21 protein-coding genes are annotated in these 24602 nt (G+C 45.2%); 9 read left to right on the forward strand and 12 right to left on the reverse strand.

Features of this window, described 5'->3' with window-relative positions; genetic code table 11:
* Positions 1–1695 (reverse strand): hypothetical protein (locus tag HUU58_03455; GenBank protein NUN44713.1); only part of this gene is annotated, 1695 nt, incomplete at its 3' end.
* Positions 1696–2040: 345 nt separating this feature from the next.
* On the opposite strand from HUU58_03455, the gene HUU58_03460 reads away from it, so the two are divergent.
* Positions 2041–2541, forward strand: coding sequence for a hypothetical protein (locus HUU58_03460; GenBank protein NUN44714.1), 501 nt, complete (start codon positions 2041–2043; stop codon positions 2539–2541).
* Between the two features lie 7 nt (positions 2542–2548).
* Here HUU58_03460 and HUU58_03465 read toward each other — a convergent pair whose 3' ends face one another.
* The 11 genes from HUU58_03465 to HUU58_03515 form a co-directional block, all read right to left on the reverse strand.
* Positions 2549–3646: a YjgP/YjgQ family permease gene (locus HUU58_03465; protein ID NUN44715.1), complete on the reverse strand. Its 1098-nt coding sequence runs from the start codon at positions 3644–3646 to the stop codon at positions 2549–2551.
* A 20-nt stretch (positions 3647–3666) separates the two neighbouring features.
* The gene (rnr, locus tag HUU58_03470; protein ID NUN44716.1) at positions 3667–5784 is read right to left on the reverse strand and encodes a ribonuclease R; all 2118 of its coding nucleotides are present in this window, start codon (positions 5782–5784) and stop codon (positions 3667–3669) included.
* A 297-nt stretch (positions 5785–6081) separates the two neighbouring features.
* Positions 6082–6369 (reverse strand): GIY-YIG nuclease family protein, encoded by a 288-nt coding sequence (locus HUU58_03475; GenBank protein ID NUN44717.1) that lies wholly within the window; start codon positions 6367–6369, stop codon positions 6082–6084.
* Between the two features lie 172 nt (positions 6370–6541).
* Positions 6542–7135, reverse strand: a complete 594-nt coding sequence (locus HUU58_03480) for a fibrobacter succinogenes major paralogous domain-containing protein (protein NUN44718.1) — start codon at positions 7133–7135, stop codon at positions 6542–6544.
* Between the two features lie 35 nt (positions 7136–7170).
* The gene (locus tag HUU58_03485; GenBank protein ID NUN44719.1) at positions 7171–8814 is read right to left on the reverse strand and encodes a caspase family protein; all 1644 of its coding nucleotides are present in this window, start codon (positions 8812–8814) and stop codon (positions 7171–7173) included.
* 397 nt (positions 8815–9211) lie between these two features.
* Positions 9212–10879, reverse strand: a complete 1668-nt coding sequence (locus tag HUU58_03490) for an amidase (GenBank protein ID NUN44720.1) — start codon at positions 10877–10879, stop codon at positions 9212–9214.
* 330 nt (positions 10880–11209) lie between these two features.
* A complete protein-coding gene (locus HUU58_03495) occupies positions 11210–12787 on the reverse strand; it encodes a M20/M25/M40 family metallo-hydrolase (GenBank protein NUN44721.1) in 1578 nt (525 codons plus the stop codon).
* A gap of 75 nt (positions 12788–12862) precedes the next feature.
* A complete protein-coding gene (locus HUU58_03500; protein ID NUN44722.1) occupies positions 12863–13468 on the reverse strand; it encodes a thioredoxin family protein in 606 nt (201 codons plus the stop codon).
* Positions 13469–13471: 3 nt separating this feature from the next.
* Positions 13472–13969 (reverse strand): TlpA family protein disulfide reductase, encoded by a 498-nt coding sequence (locus tag HUU58_03505; protein NUN44723.1) that lies wholly within the window; start codon positions 13967–13969, stop codon positions 13472–13474.
* Between the two features lie 168 nt (positions 13970–14137).
* On the reverse strand, positions 14138–14365 hold the full coding sequence (locus tag HUU58_03510; protein NUN44724.1) for a hypothetical protein: 228 nt from the start codon (positions 14363–14365) through the stop codon (positions 14138–14140).
* Between the two features lie 168 nt (positions 14366–14533).
* Positions 14534–16204 (reverse strand): amino acid permease, encoded by a 1671-nt coding sequence (locus HUU58_03515; GenBank protein ID NUN44725.1) that lies wholly within the window; start codon positions 16202–16204, stop codon positions 14534–14536.
* A 235-nt stretch (positions 16205–16439) separates the two neighbouring features.
* Between HUU58_03515 and HUU58_03520 the strand changes: the two genes are divergently transcribed.
* The 8 genes from HUU58_03520 to HUU58_03555 are packed head-to-tail and all read left to right on the forward strand — an operon-like array spanning position 16440 to position 24539.
* A complete protein-coding gene (locus HUU58_03520; protein ID NUN44726.1) occupies positions 16440–17771 on the forward strand; it encodes an NAD(P)-binding domain-containing protein in 1332 nt (443 codons plus the stop codon).
* On the forward strand, positions 17768–18646 hold the full coding sequence (locus tag HUU58_03525; protein ID NUN44727.1) for a hypothetical protein: 879 nt from the start codon (positions 17768–17770) through the stop codon (positions 18644–18646). Before HUU58_03520 ends, HUU58_03525 begins: the two co-directional genes overlap by 4 nt.
* Before the next feature lie 7 nt (positions 18647–18653).
* Positions 18654–19226 (forward strand): hypothetical protein, encoded by a 573-nt coding sequence (locus HUU58_03530; protein NUN44728.1) that lies wholly within the window; start codon positions 18654–18656, stop codon positions 19224–19226.
* Positions 19227–19270: 44 nt separating this feature from the next.
* Positions 19271–20095: a class III cytochrome C family protein gene (locus tag HUU58_03535; protein NUN44729.1), complete on the forward strand. Its 825-nt coding sequence runs from the start codon at positions 19271–19273 to the stop codon at positions 20093–20095.
* Between the two features lie 50 nt (positions 20096–20145).
* Positions 20146–20730, forward strand: a complete 585-nt coding sequence (locus tag HUU58_03540; protein NUN44730.1) for a tetratricopeptide repeat protein — start codon at positions 20146–20148, stop codon at positions 20728–20730.
* Positions 20731–20732: 2 nt separating this feature from the next.
* Entirely contained in the window at positions 20733–22496 is a 1764-nt protein-coding gene (locus HUU58_03545) for a hypothetical protein (GenBank protein NUN44731.1), read from the forward strand.
* On the forward strand, positions 22493–23248 hold the full coding sequence (locus HUU58_03550) for a hypothetical protein (GenBank protein NUN44732.1): 756 nt from the start codon (positions 22493–22495) through the stop codon (positions 23246–23248). Before HUU58_03545 ends, HUU58_03550 begins: the two co-directional genes overlap by 4 nt.
* Positions 23238–24539, forward strand: a complete 1302-nt coding sequence (locus tag HUU58_03555; protein ID NUN44733.1) for a hypothetical protein — start codon at positions 23238–23240, stop codon at positions 24537–24539. The genes HUU58_03550 and HUU58_03555 overlap by 11 nt, the downstream gene beginning before the upstream one ends.
* Positions 24540–24602: the final 63 nt, after the last annotated feature.

Raw genomic sequence — 24602 nt, forward strand, 5'->3', positions numbered from 1 at the left:
GCTACCAATCAACAACTTGATCGTCGAATCCGTAGCACGCAATACACCCTGATTCATCGTAAACGATGTCGTAAAACGTATCGGCGCTTTTACCAATAAGGTCGAGCTTGTACTATTCAGTGTCGCACTTCCTAATATCAACGAATCACCCGTAAGCACCTGCACACTTCCGCCGCTCATTGCAAGCGTGGAACCAATATTCAACAATGTCCCCGCTGTACCATTGAACAACAATGTCCCGTTTGATGCCGTCGTCGTCCCTGTAATATTATATGTTCCTTGTATGGTTCGGGTGCCGCCGGTTGTTACTGTGGTTACATTACCAGCCCCTGTAATGGAGGAATTGGCATCAATCGTACACGATGTCCCATTGAGTTGTAGTGTTGCGCCTGAAGCGATCGTTATGTCCGCATCCGTAGTAACTAATGCGCTGATAAAGGATGTCACACCGGTTTGAATATCTACAACCGACCCGCTATAAGAATAGAAATCCATCCCGACTTGAAACGAGTTAGCATTTGAAGAACGGCGAAATGTACCATAATTATTAACCCGTGAAGTCGCACCATTAAAGTGGGAAAGCTGAGGAAAACCCGTGCTCGACTTACATTCAAACAGGCCATAGTTATTGATCACAAGACCTGAATCACCGGTCACGGCGTTGCTTGTATTGCCCGACCAATCAATCGTGCCATCATTTACTATCGTAACCCTCTGCAAGCGCAACGTGGACGTGGGATTAAGTGTGAGCGTCTGGCCGCTGCCGACCAATAACTTGATCGTCGAATCCGTCGCACGCAATACGCCTTGATTCATCGTAAACGATGTCGTAAAACGAATCGGAGCATTTACTAATAAGGTTGAACTCGAACCACTTAAAGTGCCGCTTCCTAAAATTAACGAATCACCGGTCAGCACTTGTAAGCTGCCGTTACCGATGGAGAGATTTGAACCGATATTGATCAATGTTCCGCTAGTGCCCCTAAACGCCAGCGTGCCACCCGATGTTGTCGTAGTACCTGTAATATTGTAAGTACCGTTCATATTCACGGTCGCATTACATGTCACATTTCCTGAGCCGGAGATCATACTTCCGGCGTCCAGCGTATGCGTACCGGAGCTATAATTCAATGTTGCGCCGGAAGAAATTAGGTATTTGCCCGCATATGCCGTATCCGTACCGCTAACATTAAGCGTACCATTGGCGACAAATACACTACCATAATTGGTCAAACCACCGCTTATAGAGATAGAGGCGCTTGAAACATAAACGCTGTCATAGTTGACAATCTTTGGAGCAAAGGTAAACGACCCATTTGTCAATCGAATAGTACCATAATTAATTACAGAGGCGGCTGAATACGTACCTGCAATGCCCCACAAAACACCATTTGTGTTGATAGTAATTGTCGAACTGTCAACAAGAACATTTCCCGGATTATAAAGCGTTTGTATTCCGGACGAACCACCAATAATAATCGCTTTTACGCCTGAATAATTTGCATTGTATGTAACAGTATAGTCTCCACTCAACGTAATATAAACCGTATCGCTTGAACCGGGAATGGCATTTTCCAACCAGTTGGACGCGGTACCCCAATTTCCACCGGATGCGTTATTCCATGTTTTTGTACCCGCCAATGTGGTAAATCCGACAGAAAGCATGAGTAGCAGCTTCAGTAAGGCTGATCTCATATATCTTCCTCCTATGATAAAGGCGACGTATTATGTAATAAAAAATATATTAAACGAACCTTGAGAGATGCCTACAAAGTCGCCCTAACTGATCGTGAAATCCATCCCATAAAGATGGGATATACAAGCCAGACATTGAAGAATAGAACTGATGAGGCAAGAACCGATAAAACTTAACTTATAGTTTATACCAAGGCAAAGAAAATGGCATGCTCTACTGAAATACGTATTTCTATGTATAGTCCGATTTTCGTGCTTTTTAAAACAAAAAAACTTAATATTTACAGCGTTTACGATATGGTTCTGTCGTAAATAAACACATACCACATTTCAGGAGAATATCCCATGCGTTTAGTATGGTTGTTTTTGATCACGGTTACTGTACCGATATATGGCCAACTCGATACGACAGAACAAAGCCAAACTAAAACACGCATGGCCGTAGTACCATTTAAAAACAATACCGGTTCAAAACAATTTGAAATTATCACGGCAGGTATCGCTGAAAGCATAACCACCGCGCTTTCAGGCTCAGGAAAATTTGATTTTGTCGAACGCTTGCAGGTAGATAAAGCCCTGTCGGAACAGGATTTTCAGATGACAGATCTCGTGGATTCCAAAACCGTGCAGTCTATGGGTGCTATTCTCGGCGTGGAATACATCATTATCGGCGACTTACAAAAAATCGGCACTCGATTTCGTATCAATGCGCGCCGCATGCGTGTAAGCGACGGCAAACTGGCGGAATCGGCCAGCGCTTCCGGTGAAGAGGATGATTTGTTTGATATGCAGGATGAAGTCGCAGAAAAGCTGATCGAACAGTTTGAACAGCATAATGAAAAATAACGTCTATTCAGCTTTTCATTCGCAAAAAAATCAACAACGATAAAACGCCGAACACCGAATTACCCAACCACGCCGCCGTGACTGGATCCATGGATTGATTGTATCCCATAAAACGACCGGTTTGTATTACACTCCAGTACGCCAAACAGATAACCAACGTAAAAAAAATATTTATCCCTGCGCCGCTTTTTTTACGTGAGGCTGCCAGCGGAGCGCCAAAAAGTACCATAAAAAAACAGGTAAGAGGGTATGCAAACTTAAGCTGATAGTCCGTTTCCCAGCGTTCCGTCTGTGCACCGCCGCGTTTGAGTTTGCTGATAAAATCTCTCAGTTCGATAAAATTCATCTCATCCGGATTTTGCTCTCTGCGCAGGATATCATTCGGATCAAAAAAAAGATCGTGTTTGGCCAGTGTGGGATGTTTGATCACCGTTTCCGTGCTATCGGTAAAACGCCTTTCGACGACATCGCGCAGCATCCATGCCGCTTCCGTACTATCCCATGTCGCTTCACCCGCATCGATGCGAGATATGAGTTTGGTACCATAAAACTGCTGGATGGACATGACGGAAATGATGCGATTTCGTTTGTCAAATTTGTCGATAAACACTTTGGTACCGCTTGGATCATAGATATGGATATCCGTACCAATCACCTTTCGATTAGCTGAAGCGCGTTCGACGTAGGATTTCCATATTTCCGATTTGGTAATATTGGCCGGAGGGACTATCGCCTCACTGATATAAAAATTAACTGCGCTGACCAACAGTGCGAGTACGATAATCGGAAACAGTACGCGATACAGACTTCGTCCGCCGGCTTTGATCGCCGTCAATTCGTTGAAACGCGCCAGGGAACCTATGGAAAAAAGACTGGCCAGCAAAATATCCACCGGCAAGGTGAGCGTGATGATGTGCGGAATAAAGTTAAGGTAATATTCGGCGATTATATTTCCGGGCACTTTGCGGTCAATAAAACGGTCGGCGTTTTCGACATAATTAACCGCTACAAATATCGTCACCATTCCGGCAAGTGCGAAAAATAATACCGAAAGAAATTTTTTGATCAGATAACGATCAAGAATATTGATGCCGGGAAATCTCATATGTGAATTGAAATCAGTTTTTATTCCACGATGGTAAAATCAACTTCGCGTTTATCGCGGTTGACACGGGCAACTTTGATGCGAATCCGATCACCGAGACGAAACGTTGCTTTTCGCCGCTGACCGGTCAGGCGGTAATTTTTTTCGTCAAACACATAATAATCGCCTTTGAGATCGCGCACATGGATAAGCCCCTCGATGAGGTATTGGGATATCTCAACAAAAATACCGTATTGGATCACACCGCTGACGATACCGTCAAATTCTTCGCCCAAAAAGCGTTCAATAAATTCCGCTTGTTTCACCTTGATGGAATCGCGTTCCGCTTCCGTAGCGACGCGCTCCCGATCGGAACAATGCCGCGCCATTTCCGGCAGTTTGGATGACCACCAGGCGATTCGTTCACGCAACATACCCGCGTTATACTCTTTGAGCATGCGATGCACGATCAAATCCGGATAACGTCGGATGGGTGAGGTAAAATGCGAATAATAATCAAACGCTAAACCGAAGTGGCCGATATTTTTATCGGAATATTCCGCTTTGGCCATGGAGCGAATTGCCACTTTTTCGATCAGATTGTCCTCTTTGGAACCTTTTACCGATTCGATCACTTTCTGCACGTGTTTGGGTGTAAGCAAGTCCATGGATTTAGGCAGGTGTGTCGCATGACCGAGCACCTTCATCAGATGTACAAAATTCTCAAACTTTTCTTTGACGGGTTTATCGTGTACGCGATACAGAAAAGGTAATTCATTTTTTTTGCCGCCGAGGCCGATATGTTTGCTGACATATTGATTGGCCAAAAGCATAAACTCTTCGATCAAACGGTGAGCATCCAAACGCTCTTTGCGGTAGCATTCCACCGGAATGCCGTTTTCGTCCAACTTGAATTTGGTTTCCGGTGTGTCAAAATCTATGCTGCCTTCCGCCATCCGTTTTTTAGTAAGCCGTTTAGACAAAGCATACGCATCGGTAACCGCTTTTTTCACTTCCGGTGAAAGATTATCCAAAGGTTTGCCTTCGATGACTTGTTGCACTTCTTCATACGTAAACCGTCGTTTGCTGTGAATAACCGTTTCTACGACATCATAATCCACGACATGCCCTTTGGCATCAATTTCCATAAAACAACTGTACGTGAGTTTATCCTCATGGGGCCGAAGGCTGCACAACTCGTTAGAAAGTTTTTCCGGTAACATCGGTGTCACTTGATCAACCAGATACGTACTTGTTCCACGCTTGTAAGCTTCCCGGTCAAGTGCGGTGTTTTCGCGTACATAATAACTCACATCTGCGATATGTACGCCGAGAAGGGTGTGTCCTTGCGGACCTTCATCTATGGAAATCGCATCATCAAAATCTTTGGCATCAAAAGGATCTATCGTAAAAACCAGTGCTGCACGAAAATCCAACCGCCGTGCGATTTCATCATCCGGTATAGTTGCCGGGATACGCGCACACTCCGCTTCGACCGCTTCCGGAAAATCAAAATGAATATCGTGCTGTTTGACCACCGACAAGACATCGACGCCTTTATCGCCGGGATAACCGATGATTTCTATGATGGCGCCTTCGGGATTCAACGAAGGATCGTCCCATTTTTCCAAGGAAACCACCACTTTTTGTCCGTGTTTGGCGCCATTGGTTTTTTCAGGAGCCACATAAATATCCCGACGCAACCGGCGATCGTCGGGTATGACTACAAAAAAATCTCCGGTACTGTCCACCGTGCCCACGATGCGCGTCCGTGCACGTTCTACGATGCCGATGATTTCGCCTTCGGGCCGCTTACCGGTTCGTTTACGGAGATAGGGAATCATCATCACCGTATCTTTATTCATCGCGGTTTTGAGCCGGGACGGTGAGATGAAAAAATCTTCTTCATATCCTTCGACCGTTACAAAACCCTCACCGGCTTTATTAATCGAAAGTGTTCCCGTCAACGACACGGCACGGGCAAAATACTTGTTACCCTTTTTTCCGATAGACCCCGAAGCAACGAGTTTCTGCAATATACCGTGGGCCTCGTCGTGCTGATCCGCCCGTATATGCAGTTCACGAAGTATATCTTTGGATTTGAAAGAAGACTGCGCGTTACTCTGCAGGAATTGTAAAATTTTTTGTTCTGGCAACAAGGTGTTTTCCGGTTATAAACAACCACCCGATGGGAATATTCCATACAGGATAAGACATCAAATCAAACAGGAAAATATAAGGCGGAATAAAGGCTTACACTAATGTTTTTATTGAAATCTGAATATCCACTGCTAAATTAAATTTACGTTTGTTTGAACGATAATCACCCGATTCAACTCCGCTTATTATGAATTGTAGATTAAGTTGATTCTTCTACATTTTTATGGACACCCACATGCGCGGGTGAGACAATACGCATCCCACTGATCTGTCGTTCCCGCAAAAGCGGGAACCCATCATATAACATCATGATATAAGTCTTCCCACGTTGGGTTCATTTTTTCTATTAATTCGATCTTCCAGGCTCTTCGCCATTTTTTAATTCGTTTTTCACGAGTGATGGCTTCTCGTATGTCATTAAATTGTTCGAAATACACAAGCGTATGAACCTTATACCGTGAAGTAAATCCGGGAACAATTTCGTTTTTATGTTCATACGTGCGTCGTATTAGGTTATTCGTCACGCCCGTATAGAGCGTACCGTTACGTTTGCTGGCGAGAATATATACGTAATATGATTTCATTGAAAAAATTTGATTCTATTCTTGTCTTGTGGACACCCGCGTTCGCGGGTGAGACAATGCCAGAGTCTTCTGTCGTTCCCACGCATGCCCCGAGCAAAGTCGAAGGGAAAGCGGGAACTCACAACCATCTGTAAGTATGTAGAAACTATAATGCCAATCCTCAGTACAAACTTCAATCCTTCACACAACGAATGGAAAACCCGTCACCTTTACTGTCCCTTTTCAGATAGGCACTGCGGGTAACACTGTAGACGGTCAGATTCAACGCGTGATCTGTATCGCTCTCCGACGAGGACCAGAAGTTAGCGATGCCGCCGAGGTAGTTGTAAGGGCCGTAGCGGTCTCGACAACCGCCGAACAAAACGTGAAATGAGCAATCGCTGGTCTTAGTTAATTCGGAATAGGCCCCCTCTCTGTCTTCTCCAATGAATTTCAGCATTTGTTCGAACTCACTCTTGCTAGGCAAATGCCAGCCTTTCGGTACCGCTCTCTTGGCCGCTTCCCAAGTGTACAGCTTTCCGTATTTCGCACAGTTGGATATCTTGTCGTCATAGCAGTATGTACCCTCGCCGGCATCATAGTTCAGATTTTTCGCCATCCAGACCTGATTGCCGATCTCCACGGTTTTGTAAGTTCTCCCGTCCCGCGGGTCAGTAAAACTGCCGATTTTTGACTCACTCTTTTTCGTCGCATTCAGAATCATATTCGCAGCGAATTCATAATTTTTGTTATTCACCGCATCCACGAGCGTGATCTTGTCTATCATCAGCTTCTGATCGGCGCTGAAGAGAAGCGTCGCATTCAGGTCAAGTATGGACTCGTTGGCACGAAGCGTCTTCGCGTCTTCGCGTCTTCGCGCTGTGCATAGATTTTGGAATTGACCGTATTCTGAATGGGATTCTTGTCGCAGGAATCTATTTCTTGCGCCTCAATCACCGTGACCGGGAAATATCCGCCGTCCACATTGTATGTACCGAGTTTGACCGATAGGCGATCCTTGAAGACATTGTATTTCTTGGAGGTGATGGCCGCGACTTCGTCCAAGAAGGCTTTCTTGCTTCGCGCTTTAAGCACTTCGTATTCATCGTCAACCTGTTTACGCCTTTGGTTATTGTTATACAGCCGCGTATTATATTCCTGCTGAGTTTCGAATTCGCCTCTCGGTGTCTCGTCCACCGCCAGCGTGATAGCTTTTTGTTTCTGCTCGTCGAAATCTATTTCTACTTTCGCCATCTTATCCTGAAGTTCACCGATGCGTTCGATGGCTTGAAGAAGCGTTATGCCGTAGCCTATCGTTACCTGTTTTTTCTTTTCTTCTACGATTCGGGCGAGAAGCTCCTGCTTGCGTTTGTTTTCTTCTATAGTTTTTTTCTGCTCTTCCAACCGTCTTGCCTCTTCGATTTCGGCCAGTTTTTTCTTTTCTTCAAGCGCAGACATCTGAGCTTTGAGTTCTTGCTGTTTTTTCAGATTTTCCAATCTGGCTTTTTCGTTCTTCTGATCTTCGAGTTGTTTGTTCTGATTTTGCAGTAGGGCGAGTTCCTTGGCCAGTACGTCTTCGGAATTCACGTTCTGAGCGGCTTTGGTGATGAAGACAAAATCACCCTCGCCGAGTAGGTTGCCGAATTGCGGGTTTTGTTTATGATTGCGATCGACGGCGTCACTGAAAACCTTCTTTGGAATGTATAGTCCGAGTTCGGAGGCAGTGATGTAGTTTTCAGTCTGTTCGAGTTTTTCGATCAGGCGACCGGTGAAGACGGAATGGCCTTGAGGCCCGCCATCAAGCACCTGTTCGCTTTTGCCTCCGGCGGTGAGTACCTGTCGGACATTGGATGCGGTGATGGACTTGAGGTAGCTGTAGTCCACAGTTTTTTCTTTGACTTCCGCACCGCGCTTGAGCAGAGTGCCGGAATAACAAGCATCCATCACATAAAAAATATGCTTGGCTTTCAGCGTCTTTGAGATGTTATCGCGCAATTCGACCATGGAGACGTTTTTATACATCGCATCGTCACTGAAAGAGCCATCGGATGGAATGATGAATCCGACGTCTTCGCCGCCGATGCCGTTTTGGGTATATCCGTGGCCCGCAAAGAATACAAAAATCGCATCGTCCGGACCTGTCTTCGACAGATCGCCCTGAAGAGTTTTCAGAATACTCTCTTTCGTGGCGTTTTCATCATAAAGCTCATAGAATTTGTCGAAAACGAATTTGTCTGAAAGAAGTTTCTTTATGCCTTTGGCATCACTGACGGCGTTTTTGAGTTGTTGATTGAAATCCAAATTCTTATAGCGGTCAATGCCGATAATGACCGCGTAGGTTTTCTGGTACAGTGTGAGTTCCTGTGGAATTCCCTTTTGGTCTTTAGCGATAAGTTTTAGACCGCGCGTATCCTGGGCAAAAGCCGCGTCGGACACAAGAAGAATCAGGAGTAAGAAACGATTCATGTCACCCCCCCCGTTTGAATTGAGTTAAAAACGATTTTGACTGATATTGTTTGGCTGATATTGTAGTATCAATTGGCTAAAATGTAAGCGATGAAATGGCTGATTTCAAAGGAATTTTCCATCGAAAGGAATAGTTAGGTTTGCAGCTAATGGACACCCGCGTTCGCGGGTGAGACAATACCAGAGTCTTCTGTCGTTCCCATAACTTGCCCCAAGACCTCGGCGTGAGTCACGCCATAGGCGTGATCGAACGCCAGCCGAGAGAAAACGCTTGTCATTATAAATTTGATTCTTTGGTCTTGTCATTACAAATACGCGGTTCTTGATAATAAAAAACCGCCGGGTATTAATATCACACCCGGCGGCTCTAAAATTTTGGTTTGAAAGTAAGTTATAGTTAGAAACGTAAACCCGGATGCCGCTTATGATAATCCGTCGCATCTTGGTATTGTTTGGCTAACGCTAAAATTTCAGCTTCACCGAAAAGTTTTCCCATAAAACACACGCTGGTTGGAAGATTACGTTCTGTAAATCCGTTAGGTACGACCACACACGGATGACCGGTCAAATTGGTAAGTATCAGGTTGTCGCCTTCAAACGGAGGAGCGATATATACATCTATCGTGTCCATCAGGCTTTGCATATCTTGAATAAGCTGAGTACGAATGCGATTGGCTTGAATATATTCAACCGCCGGGATAAAGCGTGAAGCACGAAACACAGTGGGCCATGCGTTTTTTATTTGCCGAACAAGTTGATCATCCTTACCGCTGCGCGTCAGTTCGTCAAAAGCCGCCCCCGCCTCCGCCGATAAGATGATCGCCATATCATACACCGGATATTGCGGCAACTGGATCGGGGTCAATTTTGCACCCAGTTTTCTCAATACAGCCAGCGTCGTATCGTAATAGGCTTTGCGCGTAGAATCTCTATCCATATCCGATTTCAGATACCCGATACGCAGATTGCTGATTTTCAAAGAAGCGTCGTAATTGAATGCCGCATCCACCAAGGTTTTATCCAAACCGTCCGGTCCGTACATAGCATTAAATATCAGTGCACAATCTTCCGCTGAACGTGCGATAGGCCCGATCTTATCCATTGACCAACTAAGTGCCATAGCACCATAACGACTTACACGACCATATGTCGGTCGCAGACCGCTCGTTCCGCATTCCGTCGAAGGAGATACGATCGAACCCCAGGTTTCAGTCCCGATTGCGAAAGGCAGCAATCCGGCTGAAACCGCCGACGCGGAGCCGGCCGATGAACCGCTTGATCCGCGTGTCGTATCCCAAGGATTACGCGTTTTACCGCCGTACCACACATCACCCCAAGCCAATTCGCCCATAGTTAATTTAGCAACAAGTACCGCTCCCGCTTCTTCCAATCTACGAACAACCGTCGCATCTTCGTCAATGAGTTGCTCTTTATATGGTACAGAGCCCCATGTCGTCTTATAACCTACCGTCGCCAGGAGATCTTTGACGCCGTAAGGAATGCCGTGCAATGGGCCGCGATATTTGCCTTGAGCAATTTCGGCGTCGGCTTTGCGTGCTTGTTTGATAGCTAATCCTTCGGTGATCGTAATCACATTTTCGAGTTTGGGCCCGTAACGTCGCAAACGATCTAAAAACATTTTGGTCAACAATTCAGACGTAACCTTTTTGTTTTTGATAAGCCACGCCAACTCACTGACCGAATAATACGCGAGATCCTCCAATGCCGGCGGCGGTATCACGTTATCCAAACGCGCCGGTTTGAATGATTTTTTATCCTGATCTATTTTAAATCCGACGGGGATAGGATTGAACTGCAACGCCGGCGCAACGGAATTATCCAGTTTGATTTTTCGCATCGCTTCGTAGTTACCCAGCTGTTCCTGCAGAGACTCCAGCATCGAATCACGCTTGGCCTCGTTGAACTGCAATCCGAAAAGTTTCTCGGCGTGAGCGATCATATCTTTGGTTAGGGTTATTTTACCCTTTTCCTGCAATACCATACCAAGCAAAAGCACAGCGGTTATCGCGGAAATAAATAAAACGATCCGGCGAGTCGGTTTCATACAAAATCCTCATTAGATTTGGATAGAAAAATATACGAATACCTTAGATAAAACAAAGCCTCTTATTGTAAACGAATAATTTATTAGCAAATGGTAATCTGTCACGAAAGCTGATTAACGTTTTTTGGGCTTTATAAGCTCCGCAAAAACGGATGCCCTGCGATATGTTCAAAAAAAACGCTCGCAAAGTCGCAAAGCATTAAAAAGGTTAGCATGCTTTTCTCTTAGCACCTTGGCGAGAATAGCCACTTCGTTTCTCTTACAGACAATACTCTGGTGTGACGCCCGGAATTTAGCATTCTCTAGTATATTTTAGAAGGGCTCGCTTATTTATTCGAATAATCCGCCAACCCACATGCGAAATCCACCCCACGCTTCGCGCCAACTCATCCATTTCTCTGAATCCAAGTCCGAAGTTATAACTGGTCGTTTATCATGATCGGCTATTTTGATGATTGAGCGAGCCACGGTTTCTGTTTGACCGGCCATAATTTTAAAACTCACAGGCGCTTTGTATAATTCATCCGTTGTTTGATGGTAGTAATTCATAAAGTATTCCATACCACTTTTCATTTCACTGATCGGAAGACCGCATGCAATGTGGATGGACGGAATACCTGCCCTAGCGAATACTACCGCATCGCTGCGATAAAAAAACGAGGGAATCGTATTAGACCCCACACGCACACCGGACTCATCGGCCGCATCTTCGATGAAATCACCCATATTATTGTATTCCGCACCAAGTAAAGTGACATAAGGTTCTTCGGATTTATAATAATACCCCGTGATGTCCAAATTGATATTGGCAATAATTTGGGATTGGGGTATCGGCAGATGATCGGTAAAATATTGCGATCCGATAAATCCCATTTCCTCTGCGCCGGTTGCAACAAAAAGTACACTACGCCGGGGTTTTGTTTGCGATGAATACAACATTCGCGCCGCTTCCAACATAGTCGCCACTCCGGACGCATTGTCTAACATACCATTACAGATGGAGTCCCCGTTGATTTTTTTACCAACACCAATATGGTCATAGTGTGCGGTTACGACGATATATTCGTTGGCCAGATCCGTACCTTCTAATTTGCCGATCACATTGGCGCTTTTAAGCCAGTATCCGTCTATACGCGTATTAATTCTGACCGGTGCGGTAAGCTTCATCACAGGCTCAATACGTTCTTGTGTTATGTTGAAATAACGTTGAATGAAGGCGTATCCGTTCTGTATAGATATCCAAAAAAAATTATCAGAAAAAGGCCGATACACCTCTGAATACGATGCAGAATTGAATCGTTTTTTATTTGACCCCGGGTTGTTCTCCAGCAAAACAAGTCCCCGTGCACCACGGGTTCTTGCCCAAGATGCCAACTGCATGTGATCATAATTTAAAGGTTCACCAAGACGCGTACGATCAATCAGTGACGGCTGGAGCGCAACGACGATTTTACCGTGAACATCATTTCCACCGTATGCATCGTACGATTTTCCGGGCCCATCAATGCCATATCCCAGAAAAACCATGTCACTCTCGATTTCAGATCTTTTCTCCGGCACTTCATAGGTCGAAAAATCGGTAAGATAACGCAACGTATCCTCATTGATAATAACATACGAAGAGGCGTTGATGCGCCCGCGCGGCAGAAGAAACGGTTGTAAGTAGCTCGTACCGATAAACGGGCTTAAACCGATGTTTTGGAATTGATTTTCAATGTAGGATGCTGTTTTTTGTTCGCCCTCATAACCGGCTCTGCGTCCGCGCATGCTATCGTGCGACATGGTCATTACGTGATGTTTCAGTCGCGTCGTATCGGCGGACATGTTTTTGGTTTGGGCTACAGATGTCCAAGCTAATGCTGATATAAATTGCAGACATATAAAAACAATGACCCTCGTATGCGCCATGTATTCTCCACTTTTAAAAAAATTAACCCGCTTGTTTTTGAAGCGGGTTGTATAAAAATATTTTATTAACCAAGATTACGATTTTTTCCACTTGATCGTACAGCCGATAGCTTTGGTGAATGTCGTACTCGGCTTTTGGCCTTTGAGTAGAGCATCCACGGCCCACTCGACGTATTTATTTTTTGCCGCCGATGCGTTTTCGGTGTTTTCATCAATAGCACCGATATAAGCCACTTCTAATCCGGCGGATGTTTTTTGGAGAACATACATGTGCGGAGTGCGCGTTGCGCCATATGCACGAGCTATGTTTTGCGTTTCATCTACCAAGTATGGAAACGTATAACCTTTTTCTTTGGCACGGGCGATCATATTTTCATACGAATCTTCAGGATATCCTACCGGATCATTAGGATTGATCGCAATCACCGGATAACCAAGCGGTCTGTATTTTTTATCCAGCGCCATGATACGTTCCTCATAGGCTTTGGCATAAGGACAATGATTGCAGGTAAAAGTAACGATAAAACCTTTAGCGTCTTTATAATCGGCAAGCGACACTGTTTTCCCGTCTATATTTTTCAGACGAAAATCTATCGCTTTATCGCCGACGTTATAACCCTGAGCTAACAGGGAAATCTGAAAAATCATCGCGATGAGGGATAACCAAAGAAAACGTTTCATGGTTCATTGCCTTTCAATAAAATGAAATATGCTTTGTTTTAGATCGTCATAGGATTCAAATTTTCGCTCGATGAGTTTACGTTCACCGGTGGAAGGGCGAATCAACAGCGTAGCCGGTATCGCACCGCTCCAGTCGTGGTGCATCCGATTGATATACACATTGGCATCCGATTCGTCCAGAAGAATCACCGGCGCTTTCAATCGCTGTTTGATCACAAACGGTTTTACCTTGGACTCCAGTTGTGAAGCAAAATCCAAACTGACTAACATAACCGATACGTTTCTTTTCTCAGATTTATAATTCGCAGCATTTTGGTATAACGAATCAAACAGCGGTAATTCCTCAATACAAGGACTGCACCACGTAGCCCAAAAATTGACAACAAGGACACTGTCCCTATTAAGCATTAATCGTCGTTCAAGTTCAGGCAGTGACACTTTTTCCACTTGTCCCATTACAGAACAAGTTATCAACCACAGTAAAAGAAAATTCCGACGCATTTTTTATCAGGGATTTAATAAAACCAGGCAAGGCACAGGATGTGGCTTGCCTGACAATTTATTATACAGGAGCTGGTGTTTTTACGTTAGCGGTTACGAAAAAGTTTCAATCCCTTAAAGCGCTTCGACGCAGGATTTCAGTTTAATCAAATCCCCGTCTTGAAGTTTTTAGAATACCCCCTTCATCAGCGGCATCATCAGTTTGAAAAGGAAGGTGTGGAAGGTTACGTGAACTGTCGCGGTCATTTGTGTATGAGTACCATCGATCTCAATAAATTCGGTCTTGATGACAGATCGCATACTTTGATGATCCAGTGTGCCGTGAAAACGTTGATATTTTTCTTTAAGCGTTATTTCTTCGATCATCTCGATGGTACGACCGCGTTCTTCATACACATGCTTTGCTTTCGCGCCGACCTCTCCCTGCGTACCACAGATCGGTTCTAACCGCTTAAATCCGGTAAGCCACAGAAGTAAATTGGCGGGATTATCAAAAAACGTTCACACTTCTTTTACCGGGCGACGAATCGAAACGCGGCTAATGATCGTCACACTAAAATTCTTTTATGATTTGGACTCCGAAAGGTGACTGTTTTTATAACCGTACATAAAATACACCGAAAGCCCTACAGCCATCCATATAAAAAAGACAAACCAGCTTTTGACGGGTATTTCGATCATCAGGTATAAACAACACATCATGCCGAGTATCGGTATGAGAGAATAGTTTCGCACAAACGTAAGCACCGCCATCACAACGGCGATAACCATAAAAATGAGGAACAACACTTCCTGATACGCTTCGTTGCCGATATGCGTCATCGCGCTGCCGATACGATCGGAAAAGAAATATATAAAAACCAGCAACAGCAAAGGCACAATCCATTTACCATTGATATAAGGCAAATGGAAACGGTTATCATCCTGTTCCTTTTTCGCCGGCAAAAGTAATACGCCGCCGCATACTAAGACAAATGCGAACAGTGTCCCGATACTCGTCAGGTCGGTAACGATGCCGCCTTCGATAAAAAGCGCAGGAATCGCCACGATCACGCCGGTGACAATCGTTGCAAAGCCGGGTGTATGGTATTTCGGATGAATCTCGGCAAATTTTTTAGGAAGCAGCCCGTCACGACTCATACTCATCCAAATGCGCGGCTGGCCGATCTGAAACACCAAAAGAACACTTGTCGCCGCCACGACGGCGCTGAACGAAATAATATACCCGAGTTTTTCCATCTGGATTTTTTCAAACACATACGCGAGCGGATCCGATACGCCTTGAAATTCTTTGTAATTGACCATACCCGTGATCACCAATGTTGTGATCACATAAATGATCGTACAAATGATCAGCGAATACATCATACCGCGCGGTAAATCCCGTTTGGGATTGGAACATTCCTCCGCCGTAGTGGAAATCGCATCAAAACCGATATATGCAAAAAACACGGCGGATACGCCTTTGAGCACGCCCGTAAAATCATTGGGCATGAACGGTGTCCAGTTATCCGTATTAATATAAAAAACACCGACTGCGATCACGACAAATAGCACCAACAATTTGAGAGCAACCATCAGATTGGCACTGTTTTTACTCTCTTTGATACCGACATAAGCCAAAATCGTAATTAAAATGACGATTATACAAGCCGGTAAATTCATCACTACTTTCAGACCCGCAAAACTCGGAGCCATAGTCCAAACTAACTGATCGGTCGGCAAGTTATTCCGAAGTGCATCCTGGTAAATGTTACGTGCCGTCTGGTAATCCACCGTAAGCCACACCGGAAGATGCAAACCAAGCCCTTCCAGAAGATTATTGAAATAACTGCTCCAGGAAATCGCCACGACGATATTACCGATGGCGTATTCCAGTATCAGCGCCCAGCCGATAATCCATGCGATAACTTCGCCAAATGTGACGTACGAATAAGTATAAGCGCTACCGGCTACGGGAACGCGGCTTGCAAACTCCGCATAACATAAAGCGGTAAACCCGCACGTCACAGCCGTGATCAAAAACAAAAAAATCACGCCGGGTCCGCCGTCATACGCGGCTGCACCGATCGTGGAAAAAATACCGGCGCCAATCACAGCCGCGACACCAAGCGCCGTAAGATCCCGTACACCAAATGTTTTGGATAGATGCGGCGTATGCGCGTCGGAAATACCCTCCTCGGCTTCGCGCATAATTTTATCAATAGATTTTGTCCTGAAAAGCGAATTTGCCATGCGATTTACTTTACACTATGTTGAGAAATTGAGATTGGATTACAGAAAAGCGTTGGGCATTGTACATATTTTATCATCCTATATCAAGTAGAGATTAGATCGCTTAAAGTTTAATCTCCAATTAAGTGTGCGCGTTTTTTTAACATTAAAGCTTTTTAACTATGACGCAACGATCGATTTTAGCAATTTATTATCATAAATCACGGTAAATGCATCGCATAATGTAACATAATCTATGTCGGAAACGATTTTAACGCTTATCATCAGTGTATCACTTTTTGCATTGGTATTTATCCCTTACCTTTGGTACACCAACAAAAAACGAGCGCGTTTCGAAGCCAAAAAAAGGGAAGCTATCACACTGGGGCATGATAAACCGGTAGCCCAGCATCCCTTGATCGATCAATCCCGCTGTATCGGTTGTGCGGCCTGTGTGATCGCCTGCCCCGAACATGCACTGGGCATGATTGATGGTTTGGCGGAACTCGTTTACCCGGCCAAATGTGTCGGCCATGGCATTTGTGCCGAAGCGTGTCCGGTGTCCGGCATTCGTATCGTACTCGATCCGACCAAATCCACCACAGAATTACCTTTGTTAGATGAATCGTTTCAATCCAATATACCTAATCTTTTTTTGATCGGTGAATTAGGCGGTATGGCGCTTATACGAAACGCCATTTTTCAGGGCCGTTCTGTGATCGAATATATTACCGAAAACGTACGAAATACCGATTCTTCATCCACATCGTCCGATATTCACGATGTCGTCATCGTAGGTGCCGGTCCTGCAGGACTCAGTGCAGGACTGACGGCCAAAAAGAACGGATTAGACTATGTGCTTCTCGAAAAAGAAACTCAAGCGGGCGGGGCTATTTTGAGTTATCCGCGTCAAAAACTTGTAATGACGACATCGGTGGAAATTCCGCTTTACGGATTACTCAAACAGCGTGAGTTATCCAAAGAAACTCTGCTCTCCATGTGGAATGACATTATCCAAAAAACCGATTTAGCTGTCCGCTGTGATGAAAAAATAGTGAATGTAAACTGTGAAAATAAAATTTTTACCGTGTACACAGCCGCCGGGCATACATACCGGTCACGCCACGTTGTCTTGGCGCTCGGTCGCCGAGGTACGCCCAAAAAACTACAAATTCCCGGAGAAGATTTGCCAAAAGTGGCATACCAACTTCTTGAAACCGTACGCTACAAACATAGCCGTTCACTGGTCGTGGGGGCAGGCGACAGCGCGATCGAAGCCGCACTTGCTTTATCCAAACAAACCGGGGCCGAAGTCACTTTGATCAATCGCGGTGGAGATTTTTATCGTGCCAAACCTAAAAATCAAGATCGTATCCGTGACGCGGAACGGGATCAGAAAATAAAAATTTATTACCAATCTCATGTTTTACAAATTGATCCGACGTCGGTACTTATTCAGGCATCGAACGGGCCGGTATCGGTAGAAAATGATTTTGTATTTATTTTTGCCGGCGGTGAAATGCCGACTCCGTTCCTTAAACAAATCGGGATCGAATTCATTCAAAAATCCAAGGTGATCGCAGCATGAATAAACGAATGCATCGCTGGTACATCCTTTCGATGACAGTTGCAGGATTCATCGTTGTTTTCAGTATCGGAATTTACGGCTGGGATTATTACGGCACACCGCTTCCTTTGCGACCCGATCATGCACAACACGGATTATTAAGCCCTACCGGTTTTTGGGGCCACGGGATGGGTTTCATCGGTGCATTCCTTATGACATTCGGCGTACTATTGTATTCCTTACGAAAACGAGCCCGATGGATGGCTGCTGTCGGGCAGATCAAACACATACTTGAACTGCATATTTTTTTGTGCCTTCTCGGACCTGCATTGATCGTGTTTCATTCCGCATTCAAGTTTGGTGGTATTATCGGAGTAAGTTTTTGGTGTATGGTGATCGTCGTCGCAAGCGGGGTTATCGGTCGCTATCTATATCTTCAAATTCCAAAAACCATTACAGGTCGGGAAATCACACCAATCGAATTGGAAAAGCAAATCACCACACTGCGTGATCGCTTGCAGAAAGATGACGGCATAGAAGAAGATCTTTTACAGCGTTTAGACGCGCTTTCCGCCGCATTTACAAAAACCTCGCGACTCTCGATCATTCGTGCTTTTCCGGCAATGATGATACAAAACATACGTCACGATGCGCGGGTTCGCACCCTACTTCAGGAGTTTGAAAAAAACCGTAACCCGCTTTCGTCAGACGCCCATACACGACTGACCTTGAAAGCGCATCTGCAACGCCAATTGGCCAATCTCACGCTTACACAAAAAATGTTTCGGTACTGGCACATGTTTCACCTTCCGTTTGCCGTAGTCATGTTCATCATCATGATAGCTCATATAGTGACGGCTTTTTTATTCGGCTACGGATGGATTTTTACGTCATGAGGCGACTATGAATAGTAACGTACATTATTTGCTATGGTTTGTCGCTCTTTTCACATCTCTGATCCTGAGCGCCGTCGCCTTAGACGGATTATTGCATTACCTGAATATGGCGTGGGTAGGACGCTATTTGGGAATCATCGGAACTGTGACTTTATTGATTTCCTTTTTGTATAGCGCACGAAAACGAAAATTGGTTAGCCGTGGCAATATGCCGTCATGGCTGCGCTCACATGAATACCTTGCGTGGTGCGGAACCATGATGATTCTCGTGCATGGCGGTATTCACTTTAATGCATGGCTACCCTGGTATGCATTGATCGCGATGGTGATCGCTGCTGCAAGCGGACTTATCGGGAAGCTTCTCATGCGACGGTCACAAGATTTACTGACGGAAAAAACAAAAGATTTACGGCAAATCGGTTTGTCCGATACTGAAATTCGTGAGCGAATTTACTGGGATGCATTGACTTTTAGTCTTATGCGTAGATGGCGCTCGGTTCATATACCGGTTACACTTATGTTTGCTATACTTTCAATTTATCACATTATAGCCATTCTGATATTTTGGTCATGGCGATGAAATCAATTTTATTCTTCAGTATTACAGCTGCCGCGGTTGTTTTTATGTTTCTATTATTAAAGGTTCCTCACAGTATGATGAATCCCGGCGAACTTACGGAAGCCCATGCCAAACAAGAACACGAATGTTTTTCATGCCATATCCCGTTTCGCGGGGTTTCAGCCGACAAATGTATGAGTTGTCATCGCCTTGACCATATCGGTGTGGATTCGCTCAGCTCCGTTTCCTCCATTCTCAAAAAAACCGCTTTCCATGATAAGCTTCAAAAAAATCAATGCATTGATTGTCATACCGACCATCAGGGGCGTACTTCTACCAAACCGCGATTTGATCATGCCTTGCTGACGTCCGAAATGGTCGGACAATGCCGAACCTGCCATGCTTCACCAAATTCACCCATGCACTTGGATTCCACACGAGCTTGTTCCCAATGTCATGTCACGACGCTCTGGAGTCAGGTACACTTTGCACATGAAAAATTGAACGGAACAACACGAGAAGCTTGTACACCATGCCACTTAAAACCGAACACCTCGCTGCATCAATCTTTTTCGAATGATTGCGGGACGTGCCACACCGTCAATGCGTGGACTCCGGCCACATTTGCTCATGAATCGTATTTTAGATTGGACGGCGATCACCAAAGCCCCTGCGTAATATGCCATGTGCAAGATAATTTCCAGACCTATACCTGCTATGGTTGTCATGAGCACTCAAAAGAAAAGATTGCTCGCGAGCATCAGAAGGAAGGTATTCGTGATTTTCAGAAATGCGTTCAATGTCATCGCAGCGCCAATAAACATGACATAGAGAATAAGTCCTCTAACGACAAAAACGCACGTGGAGAGAAAGATCATGATGATGATTAGTGCAAATAAGTTTTCGGCTCGACCCGATCAAAAATAAAATCGAATATCAGATGATACATCATTCAAAACAACTTTGGGTCCTTATCGCCGGACTGGGGTTACTGGGTATAGCGCTATGGCAAACCAACGAAGCGTCAGACACCATACCGCCTGGAGTATCGCCATCTGCATCATCATTCTCGTGGCAAAATACTCCTCAAAACTCACAGGTGAATGTAGAATTCACAAACGACGTTCAAGAACTCAACCGCTACTTGAATCGTCATCCTGACGATACCGAACATTGGATTCAGTTGGGTAATTTACTGTTTGATAACGGTAATTTTGCAGATGCCGTAAAACCATACACGGAAGCCTTGCGTTTACAACCTGAAAACCCCGACGTCCGAACCGACCTCGGCGTGTGTTTATTTAATACCGGCATGAATGATGAAGCCATTCTGCAGTTTGAACGTGCTTTACAATATGCCCCCGACCACATCACGGCGACATTCAATCTGGGAATAGTGCACGCGCGCATGGGGCGCACTCAGTCCGCTGTGCAATACTGGAGAAAGACAATACGCTTAGGTCCGGATACCGATATGGGAAAAAAAGCAACGCGTGCCCTGACCGATGCGGGATATAAACCATAAACATGAAACACTTTCTACATACTATATTATCGGTGATGACGGCGTGGTCGCTTCACGCACAGTTTTCTCCGGGTGATTTGGCTTCGTCGCATAAACAACTCGAAGGCATTCAGCAATGTACGCAATGCCACGACCTCGGCAAAAAAATAGACGACGCACGATGTCTTGATTGCCATACCTTGATAAAAACCCGCATCGCAAACAATAAAGGTTTTCACGGTTCGACTGAAACCAAAAACAAAGCCTGCATCGAATGCCATCATGACCACCTCGGACGAGACTATGCGATGATCCAATGGAAACCATCCCGAGAGAAATTTGACCATAAACAAACCGGATATATCCTCGAAGGAAAACATCAAACGACCCAATGTGAAGTTTGCCACAAAGAGGCCTTCATCAAAGATAATGCGGTGCGCGCACGAACCGGCGACGGGTTACTGCTCAACAAAACCTTTTTGGGTTTATCGCAAGATTGCCGTTCATGCCACTTTGACGAACACCGTGATCAGTTTGACCAATGTTTGAATTGCCACGATTTTAATGATTGGAAAAAATCTTCAGACAAAATTTTTGACCACAACAAATCAAAATATCCGCTCACGGGATTGCACACCAAAGTATCCTGTAAAAAATGCCACACTTCTGTTGCCGACCCGCGTCAAAAAGCCGATCATAAAACAGACGAAACCTACTTCAAATACCGGCCGCTTCAGTTTGCCAATTGTACACCATGCCATGCCGATCCGCATCAAAACCGATTCGGCCAAGATTGTCAAAAATGCCATTTGACGGTTTCGTGGAAACAAATAAAAAACGCCTTATTTGATCACCGGCAAACGCGTTATCCTCTGGAAGGCCTACACATCACAGTGCGCTGCGAAAAATGCCATCAACCGGATACAAAAAAAGCCGCCGTCTATAAAAATATGAATTTTTCTAACTGTACCGATTGCCATACTGACGCGCATGCCGGTCAATTAACTCAGCGATCCGATCAAGGCCGTTGCGAAACCTGCCATGATGTCAACGGTTTCCGTCCGTCGCGTTTTACGATCAGCATGCATGCAACCGAGAGTTCCTATCCGCTTATCGGCGCTCATGAAAAAACAGATTGTAATAAATGCCATATCAAAGCCAATGCGTCTGAATTTTTACGTCGAACCGGTATCCGACCTCGCGTTGACAGCGCGCATGTCATCCTGAAATTCAAAGAAAAAACATGCCAATCGTGCCATATAGATATTCATCGCGGGCAATTTGCAGATAAACTAAAAAGTAATGATTGCGACATCTGCCACAAAACCACAACATGGAAAGACATTGTTTTTGATCATCAAAAAAATTCTGATTTCAAATTAATAGGAAAACACGAAAAAACACCGTGTGAAAAATGCCATCCTTTGGTAGATGTGGACACGGAGATAAAACGCACATTGTACAAACCGATACCGACATACTGCGAGCACTGCCACAACGATATTCATGAAGGTCAGTTTGCCGAATACAAAACCATGACGCCTTCGCATCCGAAAACCGATTGCGCTAAGTGCCATTCTAACGACGCTTTCAAGCCGGCAATTTTTGATCACGAAAAGCAGTCTCAGTTTCCGCTAACCGGCGCTCACATCAAAGTGGAATGCGCCAAATGCCATATTCGTGCACGGATTACGTCGGACACACTAAATGTAGTCTACAAACCCATCAGTACCGAGTGCGCGGCATGCCATCCGGATCAACACGAAGGAGTGTTTCAACAACGATGAACCGAAGCCTTATCATCGCGGCTGCACTACTCAGTATGGCCGCCTATTTACCGCAACCGGATCCCGAGTATACGGCGTGGACTTACGCACGCCCTGCCGCGGATACACCGTATGTAAAAATACCGCATAAGCCGTTTGACATTCCGTGCGATGCTTGTCACACCACGACGACGTGGAAAACATTAAAATCTAAAATCGAATACGACCACACCAAAACAGGGTTTCCGCTTGTCGGCGCCCATCTTCAGACGGCATGCAGCCAATGCCATGGCGGCGGTGTGTTTCGTTCGGCCATTCGCGAATGTTTCATATGCCATGCCGATCCGCATCAGGCACAACTTGGATTGGAGTGTGAGCGGTGCCACACGGAGTATGCGTGGGCGCCTTCGATTTTTAAACATGAGGATCAAAATTTATTCATGTTCGGCGCACACAAAGGTCTAGATTGCGCCGGCTGCCATAAAAACCTCATCACGTTTGCAATGCCCAACGTGCAGGAGTGCGGCGATTGCCATATCCCGCTCGGCGCAACCACCGATCATAATGCGTACAAATCCATCGGCGACTGCATGGCCTGCCATAACATGAACGGCTGGAGTAATTATCCGCATGCCGACGAATGGTTTTCTTTGACCGGGCATCATCGCCGAAGCTGCGAGACATGCCACAAGCAGATACCCAACTATACGACCTATACATGCCGGGACTGTCATCGTTTTGATCATAAAGGGGAAGGGGACGATGATGATTAGATTTTTAAACCGAGTCATCGTTATCATATTAATCGCGTACCTATTTGTAAAAGACGGCCGTTCGCAATCTCTCACAGGCAACAAAAAGCCTTTTATTGCACGATTTTCTTCCGGATGGAATTATTATTCCCGCGGCGCTTCGCTCAATCCGCAGCTAAGCGAGTTTACACAGTATGCGATGCTCAATTATCGCACGCTCGATGACAGTAATAGAATTATCTGGCAAATACGTACCGATATTTACCAAAAAGACGCCGTAACACAAACTCGTCTGCGAAATCAAAACGAGCCGTTTGATCACCGAACGGTAATTCGTCAAGCCTACGGATCTTATACACTACACGATGGCGAAGTCAAACTGGGGCGCTTCGTCCCGCTCGGCACCCATACCGACGCTTATCCCATCAATGGTCTCGGCGCCGAAAATACACGTATCACCTCGCGGTGGAGAGGCTCTGTTTATGGCGGGAAAATTTTTGATGAATACGACAATCGCCCTGAAGGCATCGGCTATAGTACGGGCGGAAGTCTGACGTATGACCAAACCCGGTGGCAAGCCGGAGCCGGATTGAGCGCTGAACAACTGCGCAATACCCGTCTTACCAAAGCTTATCTTTTCGGTGAATACCGACCTTCCTACACATGGCGCATCGTATCTAACAATCAATACGTAGTGAACAAAGCGCTGCTCGGCTATTCGCAAAACACCTTGTATTATCGTTTAAACAAAAATCTAAGCACCCGTTTTTTTGCGGAATACCATGACCGGCGCGCCTACTTTCCTGCGCCAACCGACAGCCTTAGTATGGATCGTTTTTTTAAAACATCGCAGGAATTGATGATCGGCGGTTCCGTGCGTTACCGGATATTCCAATGGCGCAAAATCGGAATGTTAGAAACAATACCGTCGGTAAAAAAACGACTTGGCCATGACGACCTGACCTACGCGGCGCTTCAGCTTTTTTATCAAAATTATTTTTTCTGGCGATTCAACCTGAATACCGGATTCAGCTATACGGATAATCAGTGGATTCGCAATTATCGTACCCATATTTCGCTTAATCGGGATTTTTTTGCTTCACGTTTGGACGCTTCATTTTCTCTCATCGCTAATACCTATACGTGGAACTCAGCTTCCTCACGCGCCAAACTTTTGACTACCGTTTCGGCCGACGTCACGTATCGATTTGACGCATCGTGGTATATGTCCGCAGGAATTTATGAAGAAATAGGTAGCGCCACCGATCCCCATTCCGGTGTTAATATCCGCATGTTTTATTATCTGCATTGACCCCGTACTTTATAGCATTTTGCTAATACAGCGATAGTTTGGACGTAATAAACGATTTGTATT

The organism is bacterium (genome assembly GCA_013360215.1).
Taxonomy (GTDB): domain Bacteria; phylum CLD3; class CLD3; order SB21; family SB21; genus JABWCP01.